Annotated in this window: 12 protein-coding genes; 7 read left to right on the top strand and 5 right to left on the bottom strand. The window is 38.3% G+C overall.

The features are described from left to right. Positions 1-9: 9 nt before the first annotated feature. The 5 genes from vapB to msrA all read left to right on the top strand — a co-directional run bounded on the left by vapB (position 10) and on the right by msrA (position 3,294). Positions 10-255, top strand: a complete 246-nt coding sequence (gene vapB, locus BMX11_RS08525; protein ID WP_090883462.1) for a type II toxin-antitoxin system VapB family antitoxin — start codon at positions 10-12, stop codon at positions 253-255. Further along, positions 255-638, top strand: coding sequence for a type II toxin-antitoxin system VapC family toxin (locus tag BMX11_RS08520; RefSeq protein ID WP_090883460.1), 384 nt, complete (start codon positions 255-257; stop codon positions 636-638). The genes vapB and BMX11_RS08520 overlap by 1 nt, the downstream gene beginning before the upstream one ends. Before the next feature lie 3 nt (positions 639-641). Further along, complete coding sequence (locus BMX11_RS08515) at positions 642-1,523, top strand: RsmD family RNA methyltransferase (RefSeq protein WP_090883458.1); 882 nt, start codon at positions 642-644, stop codon at positions 1,521-1,523. A gap of 97 nt (positions 1,524-1,620) precedes the next feature. Next, positions 1,621-2,670 carry a hypothetical protein gene (locus BMX11_RS08510; protein ID WP_090883456.1) on the top strand — a complete coding sequence of 350 codons (1,050 nt, stop codon included), beginning with the start codon at positions 1,621-1,623 and terminating at the stop codon, positions 2,668-2,670. An 81-nt stretch (positions 2,671-2,751) separates the two neighbouring features. Next, positions 2,752-3,294, top strand: a complete 543-nt coding sequence (msrA, locus tag BMX11_RS08505; RefSeq protein ID WP_090883454.1) for a peptide-methionine (S)-S-oxide reductase MsrA — start codon at positions 2,752-2,754, stop codon at positions 3,292-3,294. Here msrA and BMX11_RS08500 read toward each other — a convergent pair. The 5 genes from BMX11_RS08500 to BMX11_RS08480 form a co-directional block, all read right to left on the bottom strand. Then, positions 3,286-4,374, bottom strand: coding sequence for an acyl-CoA dehydrogenase family protein (locus BMX11_RS08500; protein WP_090883452.1), 1,089 nt, complete (start codon positions 4,372-4,374; stop codon positions 3,286-3,288). The genes msrA and BMX11_RS08500 overlap by 9 nt on opposite strands. After that, entirely contained in the window at positions 4,374-4,994 is a 621-nt protein-coding gene (gene pnuC / locus BMX11_RS08495) for a nicotinamide riboside transporter PnuC (protein WP_090883450.1), read from the bottom strand. Before pnuC ends, BMX11_RS08500 begins: the two co-directional genes overlap by 1 nt. A 370-nt stretch (positions 4,995-5,364) precedes the next feature. Beyond that, positions 5,365-8,226 (bottom strand): DNA gyrase/topoisomerase IV subunit A, encoded by a 2,862-nt coding sequence (locus tag BMX11_RS08490; protein WP_090883448.1) that lies wholly within the window; start codon positions 8,224-8,226, stop codon positions 5,365-5,367. A gap of 111 nt (positions 8,227-8,337) precedes the next feature. Further along, positions 8,338-10,023, bottom strand: a complete 1,686-nt coding sequence (locus BMX11_RS08485) for a PNGase F N-terminal domain-containing protein (protein WP_090883446.1) — start codon at positions 10,021-10,023, stop codon at positions 8,338-8,340. A gap of 36 nt (positions 10,024-10,059) precedes the next feature. After that, entirely contained in the window at positions 10,060-10,548 is a 489-nt protein-coding gene (locus tag BMX11_RS08480; protein WP_090883444.1) for a cytidine deaminase, read from the bottom strand. Positions 10,549-10,694: 146 nt separating this feature from the next. Between BMX11_RS08480 and BMX11_RS08475 the strand changes: the two genes are divergently transcribed. Together BMX11_RS08475 and tamL are read left to right on the top strand one after the other, a co-directional pair. Then, positions 10,695-15,683, top strand: a complete 4,989-nt coding sequence (locus BMX11_RS08475) for a translocation/assembly module TamB domain-containing protein (protein ID WP_090883442.1) — start codon at positions 10,695-10,697, stop codon at positions 15,681-15,683. Continuing rightward, complete coding sequence (gene tamL, locus BMX11_RS08470; RefSeq protein WP_090883440.1) at positions 15,667-17,988, top strand: translocation and assembly module lipoprotein TamL; 2,322 nt, start codon at positions 15,667-15,669, stop codon at positions 17,986-17,988. The genes BMX11_RS08475 and tamL overlap by 17 nt, the downstream gene beginning before the upstream one ends. Position 17,989 lies beyond the last annotated feature (1 nt).

Genomic DNA, 17,989 nt, shown 5'->3' with positions numbered 1-17,989 from the left:
TATTGGAGTATGAAACTCGCAACGAAGCAAATTATCGATAAACTGGAAACTTTACCCGAAAACATGATTAATGAGGTAGAAGACTTTATCGATTTTTTAAAAGCAAAACATGTTAAAAAACCCTACATAACCACTCCATCTGCAGTGCAACATTTAGAAGAACCAAAAAGTTTGTACGGTGCTGCAAAAGGAACAATACTTTATATAGCTGATGATTTTAACGAACCATTAGATGATCTTAAAGATTATATGTAATGCGTTTTTTATTAGATACCCATATTTTTCTTTTTTTCATTAATGGAGACAGATCAATTTCTAAAAAAACTATTGACATCCTTAACAATAAAGAAGCAGAAAAATATATAAGCATTATAAGTATCTGGGAAATCACCATAAAGATTAACATAGGCAAATTAAAGCTTAAAGATGACATAGATTCTATCTTTGTCCTTCTTGAGAAACATGAAATTGTAGTACTTTATCCCAGCCAAGCGAGTTTAAATTACTATTTGGAACTACCTATGCTTCACAAAGATCCTTTTGACAGATTAATTATTGCCCAGGCGATAACTGAAGATTTATCACTTATAACTGATGATCAACACATCAGAAATTACCCCAATTTAAAGTTATTTTAATACATGATACAATTATTAAGCCCCACTCACTGGAAAGATTACGAACTGATAGATTGCGGGGATTTTGAAAAATTAGAAAGATTTGGAAATGTTGTGCTCATCAGACCTGAGCCTCAGGCAGTATGGAAAAAAACATTATCCGATCAAGAGTGGAAAAAGGCAGCCAATATTACCTTCAGAGGCAGATCAGCAACTTCAGGCGAATGGGTTAAAAAAAACCTTTCGATTCCGGATCGCTGGCATGTAGAATATAAAAACAATGAAGTAGCCATTAAACTTCGTTTAGGACTAACCTCTTTTAAACATGTGGGTGTATTTCCTGAGCAGGCAGTAAACTGGGACTACATCTCTTCATCTATTAAAAAGTTTAAAACACCACAACCTAAAGTCTTAAATCTTTTCGCTTATACTGGTGCGGCCTCGTTAATTGCCAATGCGGCAGGTGCCGAAACTACCCACGTAGATTCAATCAAACAAGTGGTTACCTGGGCAAATGAAAACCAGGAACTTTCTGGCCTTAAAAATACCCGCTGGATGGTGGAAGATGCTTTGAAATTTGTAAAAAAAGAGCTTAAGAGAGGTAAAAAATATAATGGAATTATCCTCGATCCACCAGCGTATGGACACGGTCCTAATGGAGAAAAATGGAAACTGGAAGATCACATTCAAGAAATGATGCAAGACGTGGTTCAACTTTTAGATGAAAAAGAACATTTCTTAATTTTAAACACCTATTCTTTGGGCTTTTCATCAGTTATTGTAGAAAACCTGATAAAAACTTCATTTCCTCAAGTGCAAAATTTGGAAACTGGAGAACTATATTTACAAGCCACTGCAGGAATCAAATTACCATTAGGTGTTTTTGGTAAATTCTGCAATGTGTAAATGTTAATTAAATTATTTTGAACTATCGGTTTTCCGCATTACTTTCATCCACACAGATTCGGAAATACTGCGTAAACATTAATACTTAAATATTCCTATGAAATTTCATCCTTTAGCGGGCACACTCATACTTGGTTTTGCCGCAATCAGTCTATTTGCTAACTGTCAATCTGATGGTAAGAGCACTAGCGGTATTGGCAAAATCTTTGCTTCAGATACGACAAAAAAGAACGCTGATTCTACAGAAAACGTTATGAAACCTGTAGATCCAAAGCTTTATGATTCTTTAACCCAAAAGCTGGCCAACGGCGATACCACCGGAAAATGGCCAGTAAAAAAGCAACCTTATCCTTTAGCTGGAGCTATCTTACCTTTCAAAAGAATTGTTGTTTATTATGGTAACTTACACTCTAAAAAAATGGGGGCTTTGGGCGAATACGCACCTAAAGAAATGTGGCAACGCTTAAATAAAGAAGTAAAGCACTGGGAGAAAGTTGATCCGACTACGCCTGTTCAACCTGGCTTACACTATATTGCAGCTGTTGCCAGCGGAACCCCGGGAAAAGATGGCAAGTACATCAACCGTATGGGCAACAAACAGATCGATTCTGTTCTAAAAATTGCTAAAATGCAACCCAATACAATCGTTTTCCTTGATCTTCAGGTAGCATTGAGTAATATCAAAGCAGAATTACCTCACATTGAAAAATATCTTCAATTGCCTTATGTTCATTTGGGTATTGACCCTGAATTCTCGATGAAGGATGGTTCTCTTCCAGGAAAAAGAATTGGAACATACGATGCTGCAGATATTAACTATGTTTCGGGATATTTAGCTGATATGGTAAAGAAATACAATCTGCCTCCAAAGGTATTTGTTGTTCACCGTTTCACGCGTAAAATGGTAACCAATTCACCAAACATCAAGCTTCGACCAGAAGTACAAATTGTAATGCACATGGATGGATGGGGTGAACCAGAATTGAAAAAAGGAACTTATCGCCACTTTATTTACGGAGAACCGGTTCAGTTTACAGGATTTAAATTGTTTTATAAAAACGATTTGAAAAAGGCTCCGAACCGAATGATGACCCCAGAAGAGTTGATCAAACTTACTCCAAAACCGATATACATTCAATATCAATAAGGAAAAAGCCCTACAAAAAGTAGGGCTTCTTTTTTTATATCGAAATAAAACCTTTATGATTTTTTTTACGTTTATTGCTATATGCAAAAAGCGACATTTGGAGGCGGGTGTTTTTGGTGCACTGAAGCTGTATTTCAAACCTTAAAAGGTGTCAATCAGGTAACATCGGGTTACATGGGTGGATCACTTAAACACCCCACATACATGGAAATATGCAATGGCGACACAGGCCACGCAGAAGTGGTAAGTATGGAGTTTGATGAAACTGTTATTTCCTATACCGAACTGTTATTAATATTCTTTAAAACACATAATCCTACTACTTTAAACAGGCAGGGAAATGATATCGGTACACAATACCGATCGGTTATTTTCTATGCAAATGAGAATCAGAAGATGGAGGCAGAGAAAATGATTGATCAGCTCACTGCCGAAAAGGTTTTTGACAAACCAATCGTTACACAAGTTGTTCCGGTTTCAGAATTCTATGAAGCAGAAGATTATCATCAAAATTATTTCAATGATAATCATAGTAAACCTTACTGCGCATTTGTTATCCAACCTAAGTTTAACAAGTTTGCTACCGATTTTAAAGGAAAAATTAAACCAGAGTATTTAACTTAAGAAAGTTAAAAGTGCATGTTGACTTGCCGTATGAATGTCTCTCCAAACCCGATTGATCTCTGTTTCTTTTTTTGCTGCCTCGAGCCCGCAATAAGGGAAAAGTGTATCGGAGGTCTTGCGACAAGCATGCGCCAGCATTCTGCTTATTTTACTCAGCTCCAGTAATTTTGATTCCTGAATTCCCCCATCGTTAATAAGCTGACTCCAAGATTCGTCAAAACATTGATAAAACTCTGTTCTTAATTGGTTTAAATTGTTTTTACATTGATTAAACTCTATGTTGAAGAAATCAATTTGGGCCGGCGTATACCTATTTAAACCCGATCGGGAAATAAAAGCCTGCTCTACGAGTTTAACAAAATGATTTGCCATACCAAGGCTATTTACTGCAAGAGTGGTTTCAGCCAACTGCAGAAATGGATAGTCGAAACCTGAATCTGCAACCTGAATATCATCGTTAATTACAAATGTTCTGTTTTCTGGTACCAATAAGTCAACCACTTCAAAGGCGTGGCTTCCTGTGGCAACCAATCCAAAATAAGACCATCCGGAAATAATTTTTACTTCCTCTCTTTTCAAGATGAATGATTTTACTACAGGGTTTCCTGACTTGTCCAATACATCAGAGCCATCCGTATTTTTTAAAGTGCAATTGGCTGTAAAAATAGTCGCATGCAAAGCGCCACTGGCATACTTCCAAAAGCCATTTACGCGGTATCCTGATGATGTTTGAATAGCCGTCCCTCCTACTGCGCCACTTCCGGCAAAACAGACCTTAGGATCAGCGAAAATATCTTCAGCGAGTTCTACATCTAAGAAGCCTGCAAACCAGGCTGCACCAGCACATAGTGTTACTGTCCAGCCTAAGCTCCCATCTGCCTCTGCCAGTTCTTCTTCTAACCTCAATATTTCAGGCAGCTGTTTTCCTGGCCCACCATATCTTTGAGGAACAAAGAGCTTAAACCAATTTTCATGGTATGCCAATTCTAAAATTTCAGGATGCAGAGCGCCCATCTCTTCTGAGGCTGCCGCGCATTCCTTTACTTTTTCCTTCCAGTTTACAGCAATTACATCTTCCATTAGGCCAGTTTTATTTTTTTTCTATCGATAATCTTTTTCCAATCGAGGAAACCAAATATTGCGACAATAAACAAGAAGGTAGTTAGACAAGCCATTAAAGGGAGTTTCTTATGAAATAACAGGGGAATGGCTACAATATTAGATATATTGAGGAATATCCAGTTTTCTATTTTGCGCTTAGCTAACAGCCACATTCCTGCCCAGGCTGTAGAAGACACGAATGCGTCCATAATGGGAACATCAGATTTGGTGAAATTTTTTAATACCAGATACAAAACCAGAAAACCCAGTGTTGAGATCAGCACCGCTATGGTTATCTCTTTATTATCACTCCATTCTACCTGATTTTCCGCATCCTGAGCTCTTGTTTTCCATATTGCCCAGCCGTAAATACTCATTACCAGATAATAGATATTCAGTAGGGTTTCTGCATACAAATCTACCTTAAGCAATAGAAACATCCACAAGCAAATAGAAACAATACCAGTTGGATATAGCCAAACACTATTTCTTTTTGCCAGTAAAACTTCCGAAACGCCAAATGCGAGTGCAAACCACTCTATTAAGGATGTATTTAAAATCTGCTCCTGAAAAAGCTTCCACCAATCTTGAAAATTCATTACAATCTTATAGCCTCCAAAGCCAATAAATAGTTAAACTGTTGTATGGGGCTAAACAGCGAAATAAGTAATTCCTACGTCGGCATTATCCGAATCAGGTTCATTTAAAGGAATAGGGTTTAGAGGTATAAGGCTAAGCAAATACGCCCTCAACCAATCGTCATCTATAGACCTTTAAAATGGGTATAATCTCAGCAATTTGGTTCGAAAGATTGAAACGATACCAAAAAGCACCCCTTTGAGTAAGGCAAATATAGGTTTTAAATTTAGGAACTTAAAACTTTGGCTAAATGGAGGGGATAAACAAAAATCGGCCGATGAAACACCGGCCGATTAAATTATTTTATGTTGAATGATCAGGTAGAAAGGTTTAAAACAATCCCAATTGTCCTTTATCGTCCATATCGATATCATCTGGATTGGTAATTTCGAAATCGACCTTTTTAACTGGTTTTTCTTCCTCTTTAGGCTCTTCCTTTTTTGGGCTAGCAGGCGCAGTAACCTTTTCCACTACAGGAGGTTTTGCTTCAGCAGGTTTTTCTATTTTTACCTCAGTTTTTTCTGTACGCTCAAACTTAGGCTTTTCCTTTACAGCGGGCTCTTCGGCAAGCTTTTCAGGAGCAATACTTTCTGTTTCTACAGCCTCGTTTTCAATTGCCTCATCTGAGTCTACCAATTCTACATCCTCTACACCACCAGTTTCCTCTTCAGGTTCAATGGTTTCTTCTATTTCCTCTTCGGGTTCCTCCAGCACTACTTTCTGAACATCATGCGGCGATAAACGGTTACCATTTGCCTTTAAGCCTTTAACATCGATCATTTCAGCGAGCACAAGATCTAATGTCTCCGGAGTTTGTGTTTTACCCTTTAATACATCAACTATTATTTTAGCAGCTGGATTGGAGGTCAAGAATAATAGTCTTGACTTAGGCTCCTCACTAATAAAGCTAACCTTTTTGCCAACAGATTGAGATTCAAATGCGAATCGCTTTACAAAGTAATTCTGCGCTTTACCATCATAGTGTACCGCAGCAAAAACCTTATCTGCATCGAATTTCTGAATCAATATCAGGCCATCATCAAAGTGATTACTTAATTCAAATGAACTTAATTCATAATACCCATCCTTATGAATTTGCAGGATTTTATCATCACCATCAAACTCGCCCAGGTATTTACCCCTGCCGTCTACATTTAGGCGTTTCAATAAATCGTCATACCAGATTTTCAATCCCGAAAGGGTAGAAACACCTTTACTTTTAAGTATAATTTTCTTGACCGGATATTTAGAAACGATGTTACCTTGCGATCCACGCCCCTTAATTGCTACTTCAGCAAAATCTAAATCAAACTGAAGTTTACGAAGCTTAGAGTGCGGTTTCAAGGCCACGTTAACCACCTCCGCTTCTCCATTAGGATTAGCGGTAAAGTACAGCACTTTAGAACCTTTGGTGCCTTTGCTCAAGTCGTATTCCTTATCGCGGGTTACGCCAACAACGGCAAAACGTTTAACATAAGCCGTACCACTCGAACCATCTTTATAAATCATGTTATAAATGGTTCGCTCGTCTCCTTTTTTAAATACTTGGGCATGTATAATACCCTTACCCACAAAGGTTTTATCGGCTACTTTGGTGATGATACATTTCCCATCTTCACGGAAAACAATAACTTCATCAATATCAGAACAATCGGCAACAAACTCATCCTTACGCAAACCAGAACCGATAAAGCCATCTTCACGGTTCATGTATAACTTAACATTGGCTAGTGCTACTTTTGCAGCCTCTACCCTATCAAATAATCGAATTTCCGTTTTGCGTTCTCTTCCTTTGCCGTATTTATTTTTCAGTTTTTCATACCAGGCAATGGCATAATCGGTAAGGTGCTTCAAATGGTTTTTAACCACTTTAATTTCTTCTTCCAAAGCATTCATTTGCTCATCAGCCTTTTTAACATCAAAACGGGTGATGCTACTCATGGGCTTATCGATCAGCTTTTTGAAATCTTCTGGGGTAATCTCGCGGTAAAGCGAGGGTTTGAAAGGCTCGAATAACAGGTGTAATACCTCTACAACGGTATCAAAATTACTCGAATTTTCATATTCAGGATTCTTATACATCCCCTCCTGAATAAATATCTTCAATAATGAACTGAAGAAAATCTTCTCCTGCAATTCATGCAGTCGAATCTCCAGTTCCTTTTTAAGTAATGATTTGGTATGTTTTGTATTTTCAATAAGGATGTCATTCACACTCATGAAGTGCGGCTTATCGTCCTTAATGATACAGGTATTAGGAGAGATAGATACCTCACAAGCCGTAAAAGCATATAGCGCATCAATAGTTACATCAGGCGAAATCCCGGGGGCCAGATGTACCACAATTTCAACGTTTGCGGCAGTATTATCTTCTATCTTCTTGATTTTGATCTTTCCTTTATCATTGGCTGATAAAATACTATCAATAACAGAACCTGTAGTAGTACTAAAAGGAACCTCAGTAATAACTAAGGTCTTTTTATCCTTTTCGGTAATTTTTGCCCTTACGCGAATTTTACCTCCACGCTGACCCTCGTTGTAGGCCGAAAAATCGGCCATCCCTCCGGTAAAAAAATCAGGAAGGATATTTGGGCGAGTGCCCCGTAAAGATTCAATAGAGGCATCAATTAACTCGATAAAGTTATGCGGCATAACTTTGGTGGCCAAACCAACTGCAATACCTTCTGCTCCCTGAGCAAGTAACAAAGGAAATTTAACAGGTAGCGTAATCGGTTCGTTATTCCGCCCATCATAACTTAGCTGCCATTCGGTTGTATCCGGATTAAAAACAACATCGTTAGCAAATTTTGATAACCTTGCTTCAATGTACCGCGGGGCAGCAGCACTATCACCAGTAACCGGATCACCCCAGTTACCCTGCATATCGATTAACAGATCCTTTTGTCCTATCTGAACCATGGCATCTCCAATAGAAGCATCACCATGTGGGTGATATTTCATGGTATTACCAATTACATTCGCTGCTTTATTGAAACGTCCATCGTCCATTTCTTTAAGCGAGTGCATGATACGGCGTTGTACAGGCTTTAACCCGTCATGAATATGCGGAACTGCACGATCTAGAATTACGTAAGACGCATAATCGAGGAACCAGTTTTCGTATAAACCGTTAATTGGAGTTATGGTATGTTTGTGTTCTTCGTTTATGTTTGGGTCTAGTTCTTCACTCATTAAGAAATCGCATTATTGATGATTGTAAATATAAGATATCGCTAAATTCTGTTAAAAATAAGTTATAAACACCGTTGTCAGCAATTGTGCTTACCTACGGGTTATTACAAATTACTCAGTTCCAATTAAAATACCCGAAACATTCCAGGCACTAAAGCTGCTTCCTTCTCTTTTTCCAAGTGGAATGGTTACTTTAACGGTGTGGCTTCCGGCCTCCAAATCGCCTAAATTAATCAGGTTTGGATTGGTAACTGTTCCCGGACACCAGTTTGACCGGCTTAAATCGGATGAAGATAAACCACTTTCAAAGTTTCCAGATGCCGGGTTAGACAGCCGGTAAGAACCACAATCTTGCCTCCAGGGTGTAAATGCAGTTACAATCTTTCCATCTAACCAAATCGTATTTTCCTTAGGTACAAACTCGTCTCCGCCACCCCAGCCACCATGTCCTGTGGTAATATAGCGAAGTTTCGCGTTTTTTAAATCTTTTGATAAACTAAACGTAACCTCGAGGCCTTTGTCACTACTAAACATGGTACCATATTCTTGTCCAGCCATTTCCATTACATTCGTAGAATTAAAGATAGGAAGAATGGTTTCTTTTTTATCAGTAGCCCGTCCATCTTTATGCATAGTAATATTTAACGATACTTTATGTCCGCCTTTATCGTAATTGCCTACAAATACGGCCACCCACATCTCTTTTCCATTTAGCACCGGATATAAATCGGAAATATCCTGACGGTAATAAACCTGATCAGCCCAATTCTTATCCTTCAGCTTTAAATCATTGTATTTTCCTACGCCAAAAGGTGTGAAAAACCTCATGAGTTCTATCACCGGATTATAATCTGCGGTGGCTACTACCCCCTGATATTGCGTTCCATTTCCGTTATCATAAACAGGCAATTCTTTAACTGAGCCTTTTAAGGCATCCAGCAGACTAATTTTCTTATCCGTTGGAATAATGAAAACCGAACCTGTTCTGTCATACGCATCACCATTAGATTGTTCGGTTAAATCGACGAATGCGGTTGGCGGGGTAGAATAATCGGGAAATTTCACCTTCCTTGCAATTACAGTTCCCCCTGCATATCTGAAAATACTATCGTTTGATTCTGGCTTAGCTACAAAATTAATAGTTTCATTCTTAAATATACTTAAAGTTGTAAACCTGCTTTTCCATAACAAATCCTTATAAGTAAGTGCATCAGTAGATGCATTACTCTGGGCTGCTACATTGATAAGCTTTTGATTCTTGATTGATTCAATTTTACTGGCTTTTAGCATTGTATTTCCATTGCGTACCTGTTCCAAAACCAAACCCAGGTTTTGGCCCAAAGCCGTTGGAGCTGCTTTTAAACCAGCATCTGTAGTAAACCAGAGCTCAATTTTGTTAGAATTTACTACCGTTATGGCCTTTTTACAGGTGTAACCTAAAATAACCTTAGTTTCCTGACTGATTTCAAAATTCTGCTTTCCAATAGCTGTTGGATCTTCTGTAGAAATTTGATTTCCCGGACTTAAATCTGCTATCTGGAATAAATTATTCGATGGCTTAACCACTATGGTTTGCTCGAAGGGATATTTAGCCTTGTTAGCTAAAACACTTGTTGTGCTGATTAAATTCTGCTGTGCGCAGGCAATAACCACTACTGCCTGCTGATCATCGAGGGGCTTGCCATTTGCTAATCTGGAATATATAATCTTGTAGGTATTTTTGCTGTTTAAAGGTGACTGAGCCCTAAGAAAAAAAGGGAAAGAAATTAAAAGGAGTAGAATGTAATAAGGTTTCATATAGACTAAAAGTCCAAATATAAACATTACTTCAGGTTATCCTTCCAATCTCTCCTCTACAAAAGCAAAGGGCAACAAGCTCTTTACACTAGGTACTTTTAAAATTTCTCCATTGATACAATAGAAAATAACCTCAATTGGTAATTTTTGTCTGCGCTCAAACTCAACCATCACCTGTAAACAACCTCCACAAGATGTAACGGGTTGCAAGATTTCAAAGGCATCTGTTTGAGCAGTTATGGCCATACTTTGAATCACCGCATTTGGATTGTTTGCCCCAATGGAGAATAAAGCTACGCGTTCTGCACAAAGACCTGAAGGATAGGCTACGTTTTCCTGGTTGCTTCCCAATACAATTTCACCACTGGCTAACCTGATCGCTGTACCTACCCTGAATTTTGAATAAGGAGAATAAGAACCTGCAAGCGCCTGTTCGGCAAGGCCACAAAGCGTTTTATCCAGTTCGTTCAACTCGTTTAAGTCATTATACTGTTGGAAAGTTATATTTAAATTTATTGACTTCATTTTTAGCAAATTAAAGCCGCACACTGTTAAATTTATGCGGCGGGCGAACAATTTAAGCTATTTTTTGTATTAATTAATGAAATCGCCCATTATTTAATTTTGATGGCATACTTTTAGCTTTTAGTAAAACACCAAACACAACAGCTTTGAATAAATACGTACGTAAAAGTTTAAAAATTATACTTTGGGTAGTTGCAAGCATCATTATACTCGTTGTAGGGCTTGCCCTATCATTAAATATTCCCGCAGTACAAAATTTTGTCAAGGATAAAGCCATCAGCTACCTTAAAAAGAAAACTAAAACAGAGATCAGCCTGGAAAGCATCAAAATCGCCCTTCCGAAAGATGTTGTACTGAATAAGTTTTATATCGAAGACAAAAAGGGCGATACCCTTTTGTACACTGAAAAACTAGCCGTTGACATTAGCCTTTTCAAACTACTAAAAAACACAGTAGAAGTGAATAACATTGAGCTGAAAACTGTTCGAGCCAATGTAAAGCGCATTAATCCAGATACTACTTTCAATTTTTCCTTTTTGGTAGATGCTTTTATGACGGAGCAGAAAAAACCTGAAGAAAAAGTGGACAAAGACACCACATCAACCCTTAAATTTTCTGTTGATAAAGTCTCTTTCGAAGACATTGGCATCAACTACATTGATGATGTAGCTGGAAATAATGTAAAACTTTATTTAGGCGCCTTTAACACCAAAATAAAGGATTTTGATTTGGCTAACCAACACTACGTGATTAAAGAGCTGACACTGAATAAGACTTCACTTCAATATACACAACAAAAACCCCTCACCCAGTTGGTACAACATATCACCAACAGTGTAGACAGCGCACATGTAGAACAGGGCAAGCTACCCTTTATTGAAGTGCAAAAATTTACTTTTAACCAGGTAAAGGTTAACTACGACGACCAGATTACTACAACAAAGGCTATCGCTGATGTGAATGACCTCGGACTTGTGAATTTAAAAGTTGACCTCACTCATAGTAAGTATGAAGTAGAGGATGCGCACCTAAATAAATCCAACATACTATTTGCCTTTAAGCCTGCTCCGAGCAATGATCTGAAAAAAGTAAAAGATACCGTTGTTGCCGAAACCTCTCCATTGGCTTTAGCCATTAAAAACATTAGTCTGGCCGAAAATAGTGTTAAATTTGATAATTTAGGTGCAAAACCATTGGCAAAAGGGATGGATTTTAACCACCTGAAAATTGATGGTTTGAACCTGGGTGCCAGCAATGTAAGTTACAGTGCAGCAGGGATAAAGGCTAATGTAAAAAACGGCTCGCTTAAAGAAAAAAGTGGTTTTGTTTTGAACGAACTAAAAGGTGATGCCGTGTATAATGATAAGATGATTAAGCTGGCCAATTTTATCCTGAAAACGCCAAACACAACGATTGAGAACGCGACAGAACTCAATTTCACTTCTATGGATGACTTAACCAAGCATCCGGAAAGAGTAAAACTGAGCCTGAATTTTAAAAACACCACCATAGGATTAAAAGATGCTGGCTTCTTTAGTGATGCTATTCCAGCCAATTATCGAAATGAAAAGCTTAAGTTAAATGCAGATGTTAACGGCTATTTAAACAATTTAAATATTCCGCGTTTGCAGATAAGCGGATTAAGAAACATCCAAATAGATATCAGTGGAAAAGCTAAAGGCCTGCCAGATATTAATAAAACCTACCTCGATTTAAATATCAAGAAGCTGTATCTCACCAAAAGTGATATCCTGGTGGTTGTGCCGAAAAAATCGCTGCCACCAAGCATTGAATTACCTAATGTAATTAATGCCCGGGGAAATTTTAAAGGTTCGATGACAGATTTCAACACCAACCTTAACGTACAAACGGATATGGGGGGCGCTATTTTAACAGCAGGCATGAAAGGTCCGAAAAATAGGGAAAGCTATAAGGCCAACATTAGTTTGAATAACTTCAATGTAGGTAGACTTTTAAAAATGCAGCCTAAATTAGGAAGAGTTTCTGCAAAGGCTGATGTGACAGGTATTGGTTTGGATGCTAAAAAAATCAATGCAAAGTTTAATGCTAAAGTGCTCAGCGCTTATTACAACAAGTACACTTACCGAAACCTCAGTTTAGCCGGAAACTACAGTAACCAGAAGGTGAATATCAAAAGCAGTATGCCTGATAGCAATGCCAACTTTAATTTGACTGCCAACGTCAACTTAGCGGGAAAATATCCGGCAGTGAAAGCAGATTTAAACCTAAAACAGGTTAATCTTCAAGCCTTAAACTTTAGTCCCACGGTTTTAAGTGCTGCTGGTGTAGTAAAAGTAGACCTCCAAACGGCCGATGCCGACTATTTAAATGGAACAGTAGATGTTACGGGCTTGCAAGTGGTAAAAGATCAGCAAAGGATTAACGTAGATACAATTTCGGTGAGGGCAAAATCTACAGCGACCGAGAATGAGCTTACGCTTAAATCTGAAATTCTTTCTGCTAAAATTGATGGCAAGTATCAGTTAAGTCAGGTGGGTAGTGCTGTGATCAATGAGATTAATAAATATTATGCCTTTGGCAAGGTGACCAAAATTCCGGATCAACGCTTAAGGTTTGCCGTTCAGGTTTATGATTCCAAATTGCTAAAACAATTTGTGCCAGAACTAACGGTCTTTAAACCTTCTCAATTTTATGGCTTAATAGATACTCAGAAGGATAGTCTGCAAATTCAAGGTAATTTCCCACAGATTGTTTATGGAGATTACAAGATAGACACTACCCGTTTAAACATTAACAACGACAATAATAAAATAACCTATAGCTTAACGGTTAAGGGTTTACAAAGTCCTTCAATTGCCCTATTTAATACTGAGCTTAGCGGTGAGGCTGCAAACAACAACCTGGGTGTTAATGTGTTTTTGAGAGACAGGCAGTTGAAAAACAAATATGTTATCGGAGGTACCTTTCAATCTATTGAGAAGGATTTCAAATTCAGCCTTGATCCGCAAAAACTATTGCTCGATTATCAAAAATGGGTGGTATCGCCAGAGAATTACATTCAGTTCGGCTCATCAGGTATCCTGGTTAACCAGTTTCAAATTAGCAACAGCGGCCAGTCTTTAAGCATAAACAGTAATCCTACTGAGCCAAATGCCCCTTTAGCGATAGAATTCAAAGACTTTCAGCTGGAAACCTTAACAAAATTTGCAGAAACAGATACTACCCTTGTAGGTGGCCGGTTAAATGGTACCGCGAATGTTAAAGATCTGGCTAGTAATCCAAAATTTGAAGCCAACTTAAGCATTGACCAGTTGCGTTACCTCAAGGATGAGCTGGGAACTTTAAGGGTAGCTGTAAATAATAATACGGAAAATGCCTTTGAGGTAAATGTTGCCTTAACGGGCGTGCATGAATTAAGGGCGAATGGTTTCTATTACACTGCACCTCAAAGTGCACTCGATTTAACCATTAACATTGACAAAATTGAACTCAAAAATGTAGAGAGTTTATCGGCAGGCCAGCTTAAAAATGGAACGGGCTACGTGAGTGGTGCTTTTACGGTAAAAGGTGAGCTTACTGCTCCAAAAGTATTGGGCGATTTAACCTTTAACAATGCAGGTATCAATGTGGCTTACGTGAACTCATATTTCCGAATGCCAAATGAAAAAATCTCCTTCAATAATGAAGGAATTAGTTTTAATAATTTCACGTTGATTGATTCCTTGAATCAAAAAGCGACTATTAATGGCAAAATTGCTACTACTGATTTTAAAGATTACAAGTTTGGATTAGATGTTCGAATGAATAATTTCAGATTAATCAACTCTACGGCAGCAAATAATGAGATGATTTACGGGACTGTTTTTGTAACGAGCGATATAAAAGTTCGCGGGGATCTTAATCAGCCCGACATCAATATGAATGTAAAGGTAAACAAAGGTACCAAGTTCTTCTTTGCCTTACCTGCCAACGATCCTGCAATTATTGATCAAGAAGGGATTGTCCAATTTATTGATGAAGATGCCCCGCCATTTAACGGCCAAAAAGCATTGAAGGTAGACAGCATTAGTAAATCACCCATTAAAGGCTTCAACTTGGTTGCCGATATTAATATTGATCCACAGGCAGAGTTGAATGTTGTTGTAGATCCATCTAACGGTGATAATTTAAAAGTTAGAGGCGATGCCGATTTAAACTTTACCATGGATCCAAGTGGCAAAATGAGTATGACCGGTCGTTATGAAGTGGTAGAGGGCTCTTACAACTTAACGGTTGCCGTGGTAAAAAGAGATTTTAAAATTGTTAAAGGAAGTACGATTATATGGACAGGTGAACCTACCGCAGCCAATGTAAATTTAACCGCGCTTTATGAGGTTAATGCAGCACCAATTGATTTATTAAATGATCCGGATTATGCACAGGCGAAAACCAAGCTTCCGTTTCAGGTATATCTGATGATGAAAGGTGAATTATTAAAACCGACTATCTCTTTCAAAATTGATTTACCAGAAAATGAACGAGGGGCATTAGATGGTCAGGTTTACACCAAATTAATAAACGTAAACCGTAACGAGAGCGAATTAAACAAACAGGTTTTTGCTTTACTGGCCTTTGAACGTTTCATTGCCAACAATCCCTTTCAAAGTCTTGCTGGCGGTGGAGGTGGCCTTTCAACACTTGCACGCTCTAGCGTAAGTAAATTATTAGAAGAGCAACTGAACAACCTGGCATCAGATTTAATTCAAGGTGTAGAGTTGAACTTTGGTGTCAATTCATCAGAAGATTACTCAACGGGATCGTTGCAACAGAAAACCGATCTGGAAGTGGGTTTATCTAAAAAATTATTGAACGACAGGCTAACTGTAACTGTTGGAAGCTCATTCGGCTTGGAAGGCCCGCAGGCTCCTGGTCAAAACGCCACCAATATTGCCGGTAATGTTAACGTAGAATATGCCCTCTCTGCCGATGGAAGATATCGCTTGCGGGCATACAGGAGAAATCAGAATGAAAGTGTAATTGAGGGCCAAATTATTGAAACAGGACTGGGCTTCACCCTGGTAGTGGATTATAATAGGTTCAAAGAGATTTTCCAAAAGAAAAGAGTAAGATTAAGAAATATGGAACAAAAACAACCGAATGAAAAAACTAATTAGACCATCATTATTTGTTCTGGCCTGCTTAGTTTGGGCCGGATGTAGTTCTACCAAATCGCTAAAGCCAGGTCAATACCTATACACAGGTGCTGAGGTGGATATTAATCCCGATTCTTCAGCCAGAATAGACAATCAGAAACAAGTAAAACAAGATCTCGAAGCTAAAACCAGGCCCCAACCAAATAAATCTATTTTAGGCATTAAATACAAACTTGCCATTTATAACCTGGCCGGAGAGCCTAAAAAGCCAAAGGGTTTTAGAAACTGGTTAAGGAGAAAAGGCGAACCACCTGTTCTGGTAAACGATGTTAAACTAAAGTACAATAACGATGTATTGACAAGTTACCTCATTAGTCAGGGATATTTGCAGGCCCAAGTAACAGGCGATACAGTTTTAAATGTAAAAGCCAAAAAGGGAAAGGCAGTATATACGGCCAATACAGGAAATAGATATAAAATCAATAAAATTACCTTTCCTCCTGATTCAGGGGTTTTAACCAATATTATTAACCAACACAAAAACGAGAGTTTATTAAAAGTTGGGAATTTCTACGACCTGGATGTGTATAAAAATGAACGCATCCGCATAGACAATGACCTGAAAGAAGCCGGGTATTTTTATTTTAGTCCTGAGTACTTAATCCTCCAGGTAGATAGCACCATTGGAAAAAACTTGGTGAACATTCGGGTTAAGGTTAAAGATATTGCCCCAGATGCCGGTTTAAAGCCCTACACCATTAAAAATATTAATATCTACCCTAATTACACCTTACGGAGAGATAGTGTTTTACGCCGGTTAAAACCTTTGCAATACCATGATTTTAATATTTATGATAACAGGAATACCTTTAAGCCAAGACTTTTCGACCGTTTAGTTTTCTTTCAAAAAGGAGAATACTATAACCGGAAGGATCACAATCAATCCTTAAACAGGATGGTTAATATTGGTGCTTTTCAAGATGTTAGGGCCGAGTTTTTACCCATAGATAGTTTTAAAAATAACCAGCTCGATCTGAATATTTACCTCACGCCTTTAAAGAAAAACTCATTGAGTTTCTCCGTGACCGGAACGAGCAAATCGAACAACTTTGTGGGTTCTGAAGTAAAGGTTACCCAAACTACCCGTAATTTATTCAGGGGCGCAGAACAACTGGATGTAAGTGTAAGTGGTGGGTTTGAAACTCAGGTAAAAGGAACATCCCAAGGGAAAAACTCTTTATCGCTTACTGCGGAAGGTAAATTAACTTTCCCGCGCTTTATTGTGCCCTTCTACAAACCGAATAGTACAAATGCCTTTATCCCTAAAACCATAGCATCACTTTCTTATCAATTCATTAATAGAGGCTCTGAATATAACCTGAGCTCATTTAAGGGAGAATTTGGTTATAACTTTAAAGAAAACCAATATAAAGAGCATACTTTCAATCCGATCTCGGTAAACTTTGTAAAACCTGGTTTTCCTTCGGATAGCGTTGAACAGCGGTTATATGCTACTAACCCTTTGCTCAGAACAACCTTGGAACGTCAATTCATCATCGGAAGTAATTACAACTTTACGTATACTAACCAGATGGAAGATTCGAGAAGAAACAATATGTATTTCTATGGGGGCTTAGAAACAGGTGGAAATGTATGGGGAATGTTTATACCCAAAGATGAAAATGGACAGAAGTCTATTTTCAATGTTCCGCTAACGCAATTTATTCGGGTAGAAGCCGATTTTAGAGATTACTATAAAATTAACCGTAACCTGATTTGGGCCAACCGGTTGAATCTTGGTTATGGATATGCCTATGGAAACAGCACATCATTACCCTTTGTCAGGCAGTTTTTTGCAGGTGGTAGTAATGATATCCGGGCTTTTCCTGCCAGAACATTGGGACCAGGAACCTATAAAGTTCCCGACGATGCAATCTTTGCAGATCAGGGTGGAGATGTTAAACTGATGCTCAATACCGAATTACGATTCAAACTGGTAAGCATATTATATGGCGCAGTATTTGCCGACGCTGGTAATATCTGGTTAAGAAAAGAAGATCTGGGTAATCCTGATGAGCCTGGTTCTGCCAGACCTGGTTCAGAATTTAAATTGAAAAACGCCTTTAAAGAAATGGCCGTGGGTACGGGTGCAGGTGTACGTGTAGATGCGACTATCTTTGTTATTCGCCTGGATGTGGCCTTTCCAATTCGCAAACCGTATTTACCTTCTGGTCAGCGCTGGGTGATAGACGACATTGATTTTGGCAACAAAGACTGGAGAAAACAGAATTTAATTTACAATATTGGTATCGGATACCCTTTTTAGA

This window comes from Pedobacter rhizosphaerae (assembly GCF_900111155.1).
Taxonomy (GTDB): Bacteria; Bacteroidota; Bacteroidia; order Sphingobacteriales; family Sphingobacteriaceae; genus Pedobacter; species Pedobacter rhizosphaerae.
The sequence above is the reverse complement of the archived record's forward strand: the minus strand, read 5'-3'. Positions and strand labels throughout refer to the sequence as shown.